The following is a 12,985-nucleotide window of genomic DNA, read 5'->3' on the forward strand; positions in this document are numbered from 1 at the left end:
GCGACAGCGAATCGCCGGAATCCTTTTTCGGGGTTTTCCCCAACTTGGTGTTTTTCGCATTTGTCATATGCCGCTCGCAGCAATGTGCTGCGCTGCACTGCATTTGTTGACATTGAGGTTGGAGATGACAATATACGGCCAGCCGCCGCTCGAGGCGGCATTTTTAATTTTAACAACCGCCACAGACCCAAAAGGCTGGCATCTTTCCTTGCCGGGAGTTTAATCATCATGTCCGGAACATCGCCGCTGTTCAACACCTTCGCCAGAATACCGCTCCGGTTCGAGCGCGGCGAAGGCGTCTGGCTTGTCACGGACAGGGGCGAGCGATATCTCGATTTTGCCGCCGGCGTTGCCGTAAATTCGCTTGGTCACGCCCATCCGCATCTGGTGGACGCACTGAAGGATCAGGCCGAAAAGCTCTGGCATGTCTCGAACCTCTATCAGGTCTCGGGTCAGGAAAGGCTTGCCGAACGGCTGACCGAGGCCACTTTCGCCGACAAGGTGTTCTTCAACAATTCGGGTGCGGAAGCGCTTGAAACCGCGATCAAGACCGCGCGGCGTTATCATTTTGCCAAGGGAAACCCCGAAAGGATCGACATCATCTCTTTCGAGGGCGCGTTCCACGGCCGTACGCTGGCAACGATTGCTGCCGGCGGGCAGGCGAAATACATGGAAGGTTTCGGCCCGAAGGCGCCGGGGTTCGTCCAGATCCCGCCCGGCGATATCGATCTTCTGAAAGAAACGGTCAGCGAAACCACGGCCGCACTCCTGATCGAGCCGATCCAGGGTGAGGGCGGTGTTCGCCCGGTCGACAAGGCCTTCCTTCAGGCTCTGCGCACCCTTTGCGATGAACAGGGGCTGCTGCTGATTTTCGACGAGGTGCAGACCGGCGTCGGACGGACGGGAACCCTGTTTGCCTATGAGCAGACCGGCGTTGCCCCGGATATCATGGCGATTGCCAAGGGGATCGGCGGCGGCTTTCCCGTCGGCGCATGCCTTGCCACCGACGAAGCCGCATCCGGCATGGTGCCCGGCGTGCATGGTACGACATTCGGCGGCAATCCGCTGGCCATGGCCGTCGGCAACGCGGTTCTCGATGTGGTTCTGGAAGACGGGTTTCTCGAGCATGTTCGGCAGATGGGACTTTTATTCCGCCAGGGCCTTGCCGAACTGAAAGACAGCTATCCCGATGTGATCGAGGAGATCCGCGGCGAGGGCCTGATGGTCGGCGTCAAGGCCAAGGTGCCGGCCGGCGCGCTGGCCGAGGCGATGCGTGACGAGAAACTGCTCTCGGTTCCCGCCGGCGACAATGTCGTGCGCATGCTGCCGCCGCTCACCGTCAGTGACGAAGAAGTCCGGGAAGGCCTTGCGCGGCTTTCGCGCGCTGCAGCGAAACTGTCCGTTTCGCCCGCCCGGTCTGCCTAAAGCATTAGAAAGAGTAGTTCCATGTCCTCTCCGAGACATTTTCTCGATCTCTCCGCCGTTTCGGCAACCGCGCTGCGGGATATCCTTGATCACGCGGCCACGCGCAAGACCGCGCAGAAGGCGGGCACCGCCGACAAGCCGCTTGCCGGCAAGGTGCTGGCGATGATCTTCGAAAAACCGTCGACGCGCACCCGCGTGTCGTTCGATATCGGCATGCGTCAGCTTGGCGGCGATACGCTGGTGCTGTCCGGCAAGGACATGCAGCTTGGCCGCGCCGAAACCATCGGCGATACCGCCCGGGTGCTGTCGCGTTATGTCGATGCAATCATGATCCGCACCACCGACCACTCGCGGCTTCTGGAACTGGCCGAATATGCGAGCGTGCCGGTGATCAACGGGCTGACCGATGCCACTCATCCCTGCCAGATCATGGCCGATCTGCAGACCTTCGAGGAGCATCTGGGGCCGGTGGCCGGCAAGACCATTGCCTGGACCGGCGACGGCAACAATGTGCTGCATTCCTTCCTCGAAGGGGCGGCGCGGTTCAAATACCGCATGAACATTGCCGTTCCGCCGGGTTCGGAACCGGAAAGCCGCTTTGTCGACTGGGCGCGCAAGGAAGGTGCTGAAGTGACCTTTTTCGAAAGTGCCGCGGACGCGGTTGCGGGTGTCGATTGCGTGGTGACCGATACCTGGGTCTCGATGAACCAGGAACACAAGGCGCGCGGACATAATGTGTTCCAGCCGTTCCAGGTCAACGCCGAGCTGATGGCGCGTGCCAATGATGATGCGATCTTCATGCACTGCCTGCCGGCGCATCGCGGCGAGGAAGTGACTGACGAGGTGATGGACGGGCCGCAATCGGTCGTGTTCGATGAGGCCGAAAACCGGCTTCATGCCCAGAAATCCGTACTGGCCTGGTGCCTCGGCGCAATCGACTGAGCCACCGGCCGCCCCCTGAAACGGGGCGAAGGAGACAGATTATGCAGGATTTGGAAAAGCAACTCGGCGAACTCGGTTTCGCCGGAGATGACATGGTTGTGCCCTTCCAGGTGGATGCGCTCGATGTGCGCGGCCGCACGGTCCAGCTCGGGCCGCTGCTTGACGCCATCCTGACGCGCCATGAATATCCCGAGCCCGTTGCCCGGCTACTTGCCGAAGTGGTGGTGCTGACGGCGCTGATCGGGACATCGCTGAAGTTTGAAGGCAAGTTCACGGTTCAGACCAAGAGCGACGGACCTGTCGACCTTCTGGTTGCCGATTTTTCGACGCCGGATGCGCTCAGGGGCTATGCCCGTTTCAATGACGAGGCATTGCGAGCTGCCGTGACGGCCGGCATGGCCGCGCCCGAGCAATTGCTCGGCAGCGGCGTTCTTGCCTTCACCATCGATCAGGGCAGTTATATGCAGCCCTATCAGGGCATCGTGCAGCTCGACGGCAGCTCGCTTGAAGATATCGCCATGGGTTATTTCCGGCAGTCGGAGCAGATCCCGACGGCCGTCCGGCTTGGTGTCGCCAAACTGCTGGATCGTGACGAAGACGGGCAGCCGCGCGAACGCTGGCGGGCCGGCGGTCTGGTCGCCCAGTTTCTGCCTGAAGAGCCCGACCGCATGCGCCAGCCCGATCTTCACGGCGGCGATGGCGATGATGGCCAGCTTTCCCATGCGCCCGACGACGCGTGGACGGAGGCGCAGGCCCTTGTCGAGACCATCGACCTCGATGAGATGACCGATCCGGAAGTGGGCGCCGAACGCCTGCTCTACCGCCTGTTCCACGAACGCGGTGTGACGGTTTATCCGGCGCAGCAGGTCTATGACCGCTGCAGCTGCTCGCGGGAGCGTATTCTGGGCGTGCTCAAGGGCTTCACCGCCGAGGAAATCGACGACAGCACCGAAGACGGCAAGATTACGGTGACCTGCGAATTCTGCTCGACACCCTATGTCTACACACCGCAGGATGTCCGCGACGATTGAGATTCAATCGAACCGGACAGTTCACTAATTGATTGAAATGCGCCGGGCCTCAGCGTATCCCTAGGGGAAACGTGAAAGGCTGACGGCGCATTTCTTTCGGTGCGCCGGCGAGTGGGTTGAAATGGGTTTTGCAACTTCGAAAAGCAGGTTCTGTCGGCGCGATGAGCCGAAACGGCATGCGTTGCGGCGCATGGGGCGGCATGCGGCCGGCGAGGACCCGGCCAAGCGGCAGCAGATACTGGAGGGCGCCCGGCAGGTGTTCATGAATGTCGGCTTCGATGCTGCCAGCATGAACGATATCACCCGCGCGGCAGGCGTTTCAAAAGGCACGATCTACGTCTATTTTGAAAACAAGGGCGAACTGTTCCAGACCATCATCCTCGAAGCCAAGCAGGTGATTTTCGAGGATCTGCGCGCCACGCTGAATGCCGAAGGCCCCATCGAGGACATCCTGAAGCGCTTTTCGATACGCCTTGCCTCCGGCATGACCTGCGAGGAGACGGTCAAGGCGATGCGGATTGCCATCGGGGTTGCCGAGCGTTTTCCTGAACTCGTGCGTTCGTTTTTCGGTGATCATCCCGACAATCTGGTGGATACGGTAAGCGATTTCGTTGCCGAACGGACCCGGCTCGGCGAGCTTCGGGCCGAAGATCCGCGCCTTGCCGCCATCCAGCTTCTCGAGCTTTCCACCGGGCATTTGTGGAAGCGCCGTCTGTTCGGTCTGATGGAAGCCCCGCCGAGCGAAGCGGAACTTGTTGAAATGGCGGATAACGCCGTTGCGCTGTTTTTGAGCGGATACGCCGCCCGCGCCTGATCTTTTTTTCGAAACCTCAGTGGCCGCCGCCGCCGGCGCCCTCCTGTGGCTTGCGCACCAGAAAGCTGCACACGGTCAGGAAGGAAAACAGCACTGTCAGCAGCACGAAGACATCGATGAAGGCCAGCAGCCAGGCCTGTTGAGAGACCATCTGGCCCAGTTGCAGCAGGGCCGCCTTTTCACCGTCGAGACCGTGGCTGGAATAAAGCCCGCTGAGTGTTCCGACCCATTCCTGTGTCGTGCGGCTTGCCGCATCCACGGTTTCGGCGAGACGATCATAGTGGAAATCGTCGCGGCGGCTCAAAAGCGTGTTGATGATTGCAAGACCGACCGCGCCGCCGAGATTGCGGGTCAGGTTGAACAGGCCGGAGGCATTCTTGACGTCTTCCTGCGGCAGCGTTCCGAGCGCGATGTTGGAAACCGGGATCATCGAGATCATCAGCGCCACGCCGCGCCCGGCCTGCGGCCAGAACAGTTCCCAGTAGTCCCATTCGGCGGTGATGTGGGTCATCTGCCAGGTGCACAGTGCGAACAGGCCGAGACCGATGCCCATCATCACGCGCGGATCGAGCTTGTTCTGCAGCATGCCGGCAAAGGGCGCTGTCGCCATCATGAAAGCGCCGGTCACGAACATCGTCTCGCCGATCATCAGCGCGTCATAACCGCGGATACGGGCCATATAGAGCGGGAACAGATAGACGAGGCCGTAAAGCCCGATGCCGAGCGAAAACGAGAAGATCGAGCCGACGGCGAAGTTGAAATTGCCGAAGGCCCTGAGTTCGACCACCGGATAGCGGCTGGTAAAGGAGCGGTAGAAGAACGCGACGCCGGCGATCACCATCACCACGAAGGCGTAGCGGATGACATCGGCCTGGAACCAGCCCTCGATATTGCCCTCTTCGAGGAAATATTCGAGCGAGCCCAGAAACAGCGCCATGGCGATGAGGCCGATCCAGTCGAAATGCTTCATGATCGAATAGTCGGGTCGGTCGAAGTCGATCAGCAGCCAGGCGCCGATCGCGACCAGAATGCCGGGCACGACATTGACGAGAAACAGCCAGTGCCAGGAGAAGGCATCGACGAGATAACCGCCGACGGTCGGACCGATGGTCGGTGCCATGGTTGCCACGAGGCCGACAACCGGGATCACGGTTGAGCGTTTGGACGGCGGAAAGGCGGTAAACGCCACGGCAAAGACCGCCGGCACCATGCCGCCCGACATGAAGCCCTGCAGCGCCCGGTAGATGATCATCTGGTCGATCGAGGTGGCTGTCGCGCACAACGCGCTGCAGGCCGTGAATGCTGCGGCGGAGACCGAGAACACCACGCGCGTGGAAAAGATCCGCGCCAGAATGCCCGACAGCGGGATCATGATCACTTCGGCAATCAGGTAGGATGTCTGGACCCAGGCGATTTCGTCGGCGCTGGCCGAGATGCCGGCCTGAATGTCTGTCAGGGCGGAAGCGACGATCTGGATGTCGAGGATGGCCATGAACATGCCGAAGGCCATGACGATGAAGGCCGCCCAGGTGCGACCGCTGACATGATCGGAGGGCACTGCCGGGGCTCCGGCAGGTGCTTCCCCGCTATGCTCTTTGCTTTCGGCAGTCTCTATCATGGTTCAGATGTCCGCTCGCAATGGACGAATGGCGGGGGTGCTGCGGCACAGGCCCGCCGCCGTTCCGCCGGTCAGTGATTGTCGGTGACGACCTTGCCGAGCGTGCCGTCCGGCGCTGTGCGGCTGTCGGCTCTTGCGGTCACCGAAAGCCCGGCCTTCAGATAGCCCTTGTCGAGCATGTCCTGCGGAATCGAGATATGTACCGGAATGCGCTGGACCACCTTGGTGAAATTGCCGGTCGCATTTTGCGGCGGCAGCAGCGCGAACACCGCGCCCGAGGCTGGCGAGAACGACACGACCTTGCCGGTGAAATCATCATCCTCGAAGGCATCGACGCTGACATGCACGCTTTCACCGATGCCCAGACGGTCAAGGTCTGTCTCCTTGAAATTGGCCACGACATAAAGGTCTGCCGTTGGCACCAGCGCACCGAGGCGGGTGCCGGAGGAAACCAGATCGCCGACCTGAACATTCCTGTTGCCGAAGACGCCATCGAACGGCGCCTTGATCTCGGTGAAGGAGAGATTGCGCTTGGCGAGATCAATGGCAAGCTGACGTTCCTTCAGGGCTGCCTGCTGCTGTGCAAGCTGTGCCTGGGCGGTGGTGATATTCGACCGGGCGACCTCGATTGCGGCATTGGCGGCTTCGACCTGTGCCTTGAGTTGGTCCACCTGAGCCTTGGCATCATCGAAAGCCGCGACCGTGGCCGCGCCCTTGTCCTTCAGCGTCGTGGCGCGCTGAAAGGCGCTTTTGGCATTTTCGATCTGCGGATCGAGCGCGGCGCGGTTGGCCTTGGCCTGGGAAAGCGACGCCTTGGCGCCGGCAATCTGCGCTTCCGTTGCTTTCAGCGCGACATTCTGGGCGTTGAGCTGGGCTTCGGCCTGTGACAGCGCATTCTGGTAGTCGCCATCGTCGATCTTGACCAGAAGGTCGCCCTTTTTGACGCGCTGGTTGTTCGCCACTTCGACGCTTTCCACATAACCGGAAACCTTCGGCGAAATCGTCGCGATATCGCCTTCGATATAGGCATCGTCGGTAGAAACGATGAAGCGACCCTCGGTCCACCATTGATAGCCGAACCAGCCGGCGCCGGCGATGATGGCAAGGCCGATGACGGCAAAGACGATCCTGCGCGCGCCACCAGACTTCTGCGCCGGTTCGCCTGCGGGGCCAGCGTGATTGCCCTCGTTTTCGGTGCTCATACTGAAAGGCCTTTCTGTGCTGAACAGGGGAGGATGTTCGGCGAATGAACGGACTGATCTTATTTCGAACTGAAGAGTTCGATTTGCAGGCTTGCTAATGCGCCTCGTATGCCGCCCTGTCAACCCGCGTGCGGGTGGAACCGGGATCGCGCAATGGCGTTGATGGTGCAGGCAACGATTTGTGGCTATAGGTTTTGAATGCAGCGCCAGGCGATGAACCGCGCCGAACCCGAGACAACGCCCCTGCCGGGCATAAGAGGAGACCGCATTGACCGATCTGATTGCTCTGGCAACCCTGCCCGAAGCCTGGGCGGCACTTGTCACCCTGATCATCATGGAGGTCGTGCTCGGCATCGACAATCTGGTCTTCATCTCGATCCTCACCAACAAGCTGCCGGAAAGCCAGCGCCGCAATGCCCGGCGTATCGGCCTTGGGCTGGCGCTGGTGCTCAGGCTTTTGCTTCTGGGCACTGTCGCTTGGATCGTGCAGCTGACGACGCCGCTGTTTGAGGCTTTCGGCCATGGGTTTTCATGGAAGGATATCATCCTGATTGCCGGCGGCCTGTTTCTGGTGTGGAAGGCGACCAAGGAAATTCACCATAATGTCGATCCCGAGGAGCAGCCCGGCGAGCTGGTGGGCGGTGCCGTCAAGACCGGCTTTACTGCTGCCATCTTCCAGATCCTGCTGCTTGATCTGGTGTTTTCGATCGACAGCATCATCACCGCCGTCGGCATGACCGACCATCTGCCGATCATGGTGATCGCCGTTATCGTGGCGGTGACGCTGATGCTGGTGGCCTCGGGCCCGCTTGCCCGTTTCATCGAGGCAAACCCGACGATCGTGATGCTGGCGCTTGCCTTCCTGCTGATGATCGGCACCACGCTGATTGCCGACGGGCTCGGTTTTCATGTGCCCAAGGGCTATGTCTATGCGGCAATGACCTTTTCCGGCCTTGTCGAACTGCTCAACATGCTGGCGCGCCGCAAAAGACGGCTGGATCGGGCCATGGCGGGCGAAAATCCGGCTGCGGAAGCCTCCGGGTCGAGCCATTAAGGCTTGGCGCTTGACGCCACGGGTTGAATATGGCCTAAGGCAGGCCAGAAGAGCCGCCCTCGATCACGGGTGAATTATGCCCGGCGGCCGACAATGAAATTCAGCATTCGAAAAACTCTTTCGGCCGGGTGCATTGCTTCACGATAAACGCGATCCGGCCGGCAGCATGGACGATGATAATGACGACAACCGGCCCCCGCCTGCGCATTGCGCCTTCGCCTACCGGCGAACCGCATGTCGGCACAGCCTATACGGCACTGTTCAACTATCTCTACGCCAAGAAGATGGGCGGCACCTTTATCCTGCGTATCGAGGATACGGATGCCACCCGCTCGACGCCCGAGTTCGAGAAAAACGTTCTCGACGCGCTCAAATGGTGTGGGCTTGAATGGGCGGAAGGCCCGGATGTCGGCGGGCCTTACGGGCCTTACCGCCAGTCCGACCGCAAGGACATCTACCGTCCCTTCGTCGACAAACTGGTTGAAGACGGCCATGCCTTCCCGTGCTTCTGCACGCCGGAGCGGCTGGAGCTGATGCGCGCCGGTCAGCGCGCCGAAGGCCGTGCGCCGAAATATGACGGGCTGTGCATGCATCTGAAGGCGGAAGAGGTGAAGAGCCGCATCGACGCCGGCGAGCCGCATGTGATCCGCATGAAAATCCCGGAAGAGGGCGCCTGCAAGTTCACCGATGGCGTTTACGGCGATGTCGAAATCCCGTGGGATGCTGTCGACATGCAGGTCATCCTCAAGGGCGACGGCATGCCGACCTACCACATGGCCAATGTCGTCGACGACCACCTGATGAAGATCACCCATGTGGCGCGCGGCGAGGAATGGCTGGCCTCGGTGCCCAAGCACATCCTGCTTTATCGCTATCTCGGGCTGGAGCCGCCGCAGTTCTTCCATCTGCCCTTGATGAAGAACCCCGACAAGTCGAAACTGTCGAAGCGGAAAAACCCGACCTCGATCTCCTATTATTCGGCGCTCGGTTTCCTGCCGGAAGCGCTGATGAACTTCCTCGGCCTGTTCTTCATCCAGATCGCCGAGGGCGAGGAACTGATGGATATGGCCGAACTGATCGAACAGTTCGATGCCGATAATCTCAACAAGGCCGGCGCCGTTTTCGACACGCAGAAGCTTGAATGGCTGAACGGCCGTTTCATCCGCGAAAAACTGTCCGAAGAGGACTTTATTCTTCGCGTCGCCGCCTGGGCATCGGAAAACGCCCGGCTGAAGGACGGCCTGAAGCTTTCGCAGAGCCGCATCGGCAAGCTTGGCGAACTGCCCGGTCTGATGGGTTTCCTGCTGGCCTCCGACATGGTGCCGGAGCCGCAGGCCTTTGCGAAGATCAAGAAGACCAATCCGGCGGAAATCCTCGAAATTCTCAAGGCCGTCCAGCCGGTGCTGGAAAAGCTGGTCGAGTGGAATGCCGAAACCGTCGAGGGCGCGCTGCGCCAGCTTTCCGAGGACATGGACAAGAAGCTGCGCATCGTCGTCGCGCCGCTGTTTGTCGCCATGTCCGGCTCGTCGCGCTCGCTGCCGCTGTTTGATTCCATGGCCGTTCTTGGCCGTGCCGTGGTACGCCAGCGGCTGAAGGTCGCCGAAGGTGTGGTTGCGGGCATGGTTGCAGAGGAAGCAGGTAAGTAAGATGAACAAGAAGACCGAAGAACAGGCCCTTTCCTCCGACGCCACGGAAGTGCGCGCCCAGAAGCTTGAAATCCTGCGCGAGAAGATCGGCGATGTTTACCCCGCCCATTTCCACCGCACGATCACCAATGCCGAACTGGCGGAAAAATATGCCGACCTGCCGGATGATACCGTGACCGAAGATGTCGTCACGGTTGCCGGCCGCGTCTATTCGATGCGTAATTCCGGCATGTTCGTGGACCTGCGCGATGCGTCCGGCAAGATCCAGATCTTCTCGCACAAGGACACCACGCCGGAAGAAGTGCGTGAACTCTGGTCGCTGGTCGATCTCGCCGACATCGTCGGTGTGACTGGTGTCGTTCGCCGCACCAAGCGCGGCGAGCTGACGATCAATGCGCATGAGATCACCATGCTCACCAAGGCGCTGAAGCCGATGCCCGAAAAATATCACGGGCTGGCCGATATCGAGACGCGCTACCGCCAGCGCTACCTCGACATCATGAGCAATGAAGACTCGAAGCTGCGCTTCATGCAGCGCTCGAAGATCCTTTCCGGCATTCGCCGTTTTCTGGAAGGCGAAGGCTTCATGGAAGTCGAGACGCCGATGCTGCAGGCCATTTATGGCGGTGCATCGGCCGATCCGTTCAAGACGCATCACAATGCGCTCGACATCGACATGTATCTCAGGATCGCGCCGGAGCTTTACCTGAAGCGCATTCTGGTGTCCGGCCTCACCGACAAGGTGTTCGAAGTCAACCGCAACTTCCGCAACGAAGGTGTTTCGACCCGGCATAATCCCGAATTCACCATGATGGAGTGTTACTGGGCCTATGCCGATTACGAGGACATGATGGGCATTGTCGAACGCATGTTCGAAACGCTCGCCATGACACTTCACGATGCCACCACGGTGAAATTCGGCGACAAGGAACTGGACTTCAAGGGCCCGTTCAAGCGCGTGCCGATGCCCGATGCGGTGAAGGAAGCAACCGGAATCGATTTCCTGTCGATCAAGACGGACGAAGAAGCGCGTGCGGCAACCAAGGCGGCCGGCTTCGAAATCGAGGATGACTGGACCTGGGGCGAGTGCCTGGCCTTCATTTTCGAGGAAAAGGTCGAGGCAAGCCTGATCCAGCCTTCGCATGTCACCCATTTCCCGAAGGATATTTCACCCTTTGCCAAGGAAGTGCCCGGCGAGCCGCGTCTGGTCGAGCGTTTCGAGACCTATGTCAACGGCTGGGAACTCGGCAATGCGTTCTCCGAGCTGAACGACCCGGTCGAGCAGCGCCGCCGCATGGTCGAGCAGCTGGAACAGGCCCACGCCCGCGGCGAACTGGAAAAGCAGCTCGACGACGACTTCCTCAATGCCATGGATCACGGCATGCCGCCGGCGGGCGGTCTGGGCATCGGCATCGACCGCCTCATCATGCTGCTGACCGACGGCCCGTCGATCCGCGACGTCATCCTGTTCCCGGCCCGCCGCCAGCGGGACTGAGGCAGCCGCTCATAAACGCAATCAGGCCCTGACGGGAAACCGTCGGGGCCTTTCTGTTTCAGCGCCCTTTGCCTCTTGCTGCAAGGCGCTCCTGTCGGTTCCCAGAATTGCGCTTTCCCATTGTTTTCATTTGCCTAATCATTAGATTAGGAAACAGAAACAAATGAAACAGGGAGTCATGTCATGTCTGGCATCATGGACGGGAAAACCGGGTTTGTAACCGGGGCTGCAAACGGCATCGGGCGCGGGATCGCGCTTGAACTGGCGGCCGAGGGGGCGCATGTGGTCGTCAGCGATCTGGCCGCTTCCGAAAAGGAAGGCGAGGCGGTTGTCGAGGAAATCACAAAAGCCGGCGGCAAGGCGGTTTTCGTGGCCGCTGACGTCACATCGTCCGCCGATATCGACGCCCTGTTTGAAAAGACCCGCGCACTGGATGGTCATCTCGATTTTGTGGTCAACAATGCCGGCATCGGCCCGAAGGGCGAAATCGCGGAAAGCGACGACAAGACCTATGATCTTGCCATGGATATCAACCTGAAAAGCGTGTTCCGGGTCATGCGCGAGGCCATGAAGGTGTTTCGTGAACAGGGCAAGGGCGGCGCGATCCTGAATATATCCTCGGTCGCCGGCATGACCGGGCTTGCAACGGCAGGCATCTATTCCGCCTCCAAGCACGGCATTATCGGGTTTACCAAGACCGGCGCCGTTGAAGGCGGCGCAGATGGAATTCGGGTCAACGCGATCCTGCCCAACGCCATCAAGTCCAAACTGCTTGAAGGATCGTCGGAGGAATTCCTGAAGCTGATTACGGAGCCGCAGGCGATCCAGCGCCTCGGCGAACCCGAGGAAGTCGGCGCCGCTGCCGCTTTCCTGCTTTCCGACAAGGCATCCTTCATCACCGGCGTCAGCCTGCCGGTCGATGGCGGCTATCTCGCCAGCAATTGATTGGTACATGCCTGTCAGGGCATGCAAGGGCCCGAAACACTGCGCTGTTTCGGGCCCTTTCCATCAGACCATGCCGCCATTGACGCGCAGCACCTGGCCGGTGACGTAGCGCGCGGCATCGCTCACCAGAAAGGCGACGACGTCGGCGATATCGTCCGGTTCGCCAAGGCGGCCTGCCGGGATCATGCCGGTGAGCCGCGCAATCAGTTCCTCGCTCTTGCCGTTGAGAAACAGTTCCGTTGCGACCGGGCCGGGGGCAACGGCGTTGACGGTGATATTGCGTGACGCCAGTTCCTTTGCGGCGATATGGGTCATGGTTTCTACGGCGGCCTTGGTTGCGGCATAGACGCCGTAGGATGGCAGTTTGGTGCCAACGACGCTGGTTGAGAAATTGACGATGCTGCCGCCGTCTGCAAGCCGGTTGGCCGCCTCGCGCATGCCCTTGAAGACGCCGCCGAAATTGACGGCGACCTCGCGTTCGAAGGTTTCGTCGTCGAAATCCTTGAGCGGTGAAAGCAGCAGAACGCCGCCATTGTTGATGAGAATATCGGCTTTGCCATAGGTCGCTTCCGCCGCATCGAAAAGCGCCTTTACACCGGCTGTCGTGCTGATATCGGCCTGAACCGCGACCGCCTTTCCGCCTTCGCCGGTAATGGCGGCGACCACCTCTTCAGCAGCGGCGGCGTTGCTTGCATAGTTGACGATCACGTCGATACCGTCTTTGGCCAGCCTTTTGGCGATTTCCGCGCCGATACCGCGCGATGCGCCTGTGATGATTGCTGTCTTGCTGTCGGTCATGGCTGTTTCCTTTCA

General features: G+C 60.3%; 11 protein-coding genes. 8 read left to right on the forward strand and 3 right to left on the reverse strand.

From position 1 onward, the window contains the following. Positions 1-228: 228 nt before the first annotated feature. From ACHZCU_RS11920 to ACHZCU_RS11935, 4 genes are all read left to right on the forward strand, one after another. Entirely contained in the window at positions 229-1,425 is a 1,197-nt protein-coding gene (locus ACHZCU_RS11920) for an aspartate aminotransferase family protein (protein WP_106306497.1), read from the forward strand. Positions 1,426-1,446: 21 nt separating this feature from the next. After that, the gene (gene argF / locus ACHZCU_RS11925) at positions 1,447-2,367 is read left to right on the forward strand and encodes an ornithine carbamoyltransferase (protein ID WP_319518944.1); all 921 of its coding nucleotides are present in this window, start codon (positions 1,447-1,449) and stop codon (positions 2,365-2,367) included. Between the two features lie 41 nt (positions 2,368-2,408). Beyond that, a complete protein-coding gene (locus tag ACHZCU_RS11930; RefSeq protein ID WP_319518945.1) occupies positions 2,409-3,398 on the forward strand; it encodes an Hsp33 family molecular chaperone in 990 nt (329 codons plus the stop codon). A gap of 121 nt (positions 3,399-3,519) precedes the next feature. Continuing rightward, the gene (locus ACHZCU_RS11935) at positions 3,520-4,212 is read left to right on the forward strand and encodes a TetR/AcrR family transcriptional regulator (RefSeq protein WP_106306506.1); all 693 of its coding nucleotides are present in this window, start codon (positions 3,520-3,522) and stop codon (positions 4,210-4,212) included. A 16-nt stretch (positions 4,213-4,228) separates the two neighbouring features. Here the strand turns inward: ACHZCU_RS11935 and ACHZCU_RS11940 are convergent, their stop codons facing one another. Both ACHZCU_RS11940 and ACHZCU_RS11945 read right to left on the reverse strand, forming a co-directional pair. Continuing rightward, positions 4,229-5,830, reverse strand: a complete 1,602-nt coding sequence (locus tag ACHZCU_RS11940; protein ID WP_394706053.1) for a DHA2 family efflux MFS transporter permease subunit — start codon at positions 5,828-5,830, stop codon at positions 4,229-4,231. A 71-nt stretch (positions 5,831-5,901) separates the two neighbouring features. Next, positions 5,902-7,032 carry an HlyD family secretion protein gene (locus ACHZCU_RS11945; protein ID WP_319518946.1) on the reverse strand — a complete coding sequence of 377 codons (1,131 nt, stop codon included), beginning with the start codon at positions 7,030-7,032 and terminating at the stop codon, positions 5,902-5,904. Positions 7,033-7,300: 268 nt separating this feature from the next. Between ACHZCU_RS11945 and ACHZCU_RS11950 the strand changes: the two genes are divergently transcribed. The 4 genes from ACHZCU_RS11950 to ACHZCU_RS11965 all read left to right on the forward strand — a co-directional run bounded on the left by ACHZCU_RS11950 (position 7,301) and on the right by ACHZCU_RS11965 (position 12,172). Continuing rightward, on the forward strand, positions 7,301-8,086 hold the full coding sequence (locus ACHZCU_RS11950; RefSeq protein WP_319518947.1) for a TerC family protein: 786 nt from the start codon (positions 7,301-7,303) through the stop codon (positions 8,084-8,086). 179 nt (positions 8,087-8,265) lie between these two features. Then, entirely contained in the window at positions 8,266-9,732 is a 1,467-nt protein-coding gene (gene gltX / locus ACHZCU_RS11955; RefSeq protein ID WP_106306518.1) for a glutamate--tRNA ligase, read from the forward strand. Between the two features lies 1 nt (position 9,733). After that, positions 9,734-11,227 carry a lysine--tRNA ligase gene (gene lysS, locus ACHZCU_RS11960; RefSeq protein WP_319518948.1) on the forward strand — a complete coding sequence of 498 codons (1,494 nt, stop codon included), beginning with the start codon at positions 9,734-9,736 and terminating at the stop codon, positions 11,225-11,227. A gap of 183 nt (positions 11,228-11,410) precedes the next feature. Then, the gene (locus ACHZCU_RS11965; protein ID WP_319518949.1) at positions 11,411-12,172 is read left to right on the forward strand and encodes an SDR family NAD(P)-dependent oxidoreductase; all 762 of its coding nucleotides are present in this window, start codon (positions 11,411-11,413) and stop codon (positions 12,170-12,172) included. Between the two features lie 63 nt (positions 12,173-12,235). Here the strand turns inward: ACHZCU_RS11965 and ACHZCU_RS11970 are convergent, their stop codons facing one another. After that, positions 12,236-12,970, reverse strand: coding sequence for an SDR family oxidoreductase (locus ACHZCU_RS11970; protein ID WP_319518950.1), 735 nt, complete (start codon positions 12,968-12,970; stop codon positions 12,236-12,238). Between the last annotated feature and the right edge of the window lie 15 nt (positions 12,971-12,985).

It is taken from the genome of uncultured Martelella sp., assembly GCF_963677965.2.
In the GTDB taxonomy this organism is placed as follows: Bacteria; Pseudomonadota; Alphaproteobacteria; order Rhizobiales; family Rhizobiaceae; genus Martelella; species Martelella mangrovi.

Excerpts from the sequence above, each read along its gene's own strand:
- ACHZCU_RS11920 (WP_106306497.1), top strand. The coding sequence starts at position 229 with ATGTCCGGAACATCGCCGCTGTTCAACACCTTCGCCAGAATACCGCTC.
- argF (WP_319518944.1), top strand. The coding sequence starts at position 1,447 with ATGTCCTCTCCGAGACATTTTCTCGATCTCTCCGCCGTTTCGGCAACC.
- ACHZCU_RS11930 (WP_319518945.1), top strand. The coding sequence starts at position 2,409 with ATGCAGGATTTGGAAAAGCAACTCGGCGAACTCGGTTTCGCCGGAGAT.
- ACHZCU_RS11935 (WP_106306506.1), top strand. The coding sequence starts at position 3,520 with ATGGGTTTTGCAACTTCGAAAAGCAGGTTCTGTCGGCGCGATGAGCCG.
- ACHZCU_RS11940 (WP_394706053.1), bottom strand. The coding sequence starts at position 5,830 with ATGATAGAGACTGCCGAAAGCAAAGAGCATAGCGGGGAAGCACCTGCC.
- ACHZCU_RS11945 (WP_319518946.1), bottom strand. The coding sequence starts at position 7,032 with ATGAGCACCGAAAACGAGGGCAATCACGCTGGCCCCGCAGGCGAACCG.
- gltX (WP_106306518.1), top strand. The coding sequence starts at position 8,266 with ATGACGACAACCGGCCCCCGCCTGCGCATTGCGCCTTCGCCTACCGGC.
- lysS (WP_319518948.1), top strand. The coding sequence starts at position 9,734 with ATGAACAAGAAGACCGAAGAACAGGCCCTTTCCTCCGACGCCACGGAA.
- ACHZCU_RS11965 (WP_319518949.1), top strand. The coding sequence starts at position 11,411 with ATGTCTGGCATCATGGACGGGAAAACCGGGTTTGTAACCGGGGCTGCA.
- ACHZCU_RS11970 (WP_319518950.1), bottom strand. The coding sequence starts at position 12,970 with ATGACCGACAGCAAGACAGCAATCATCACAGGCGCATCGCGCGGTATC.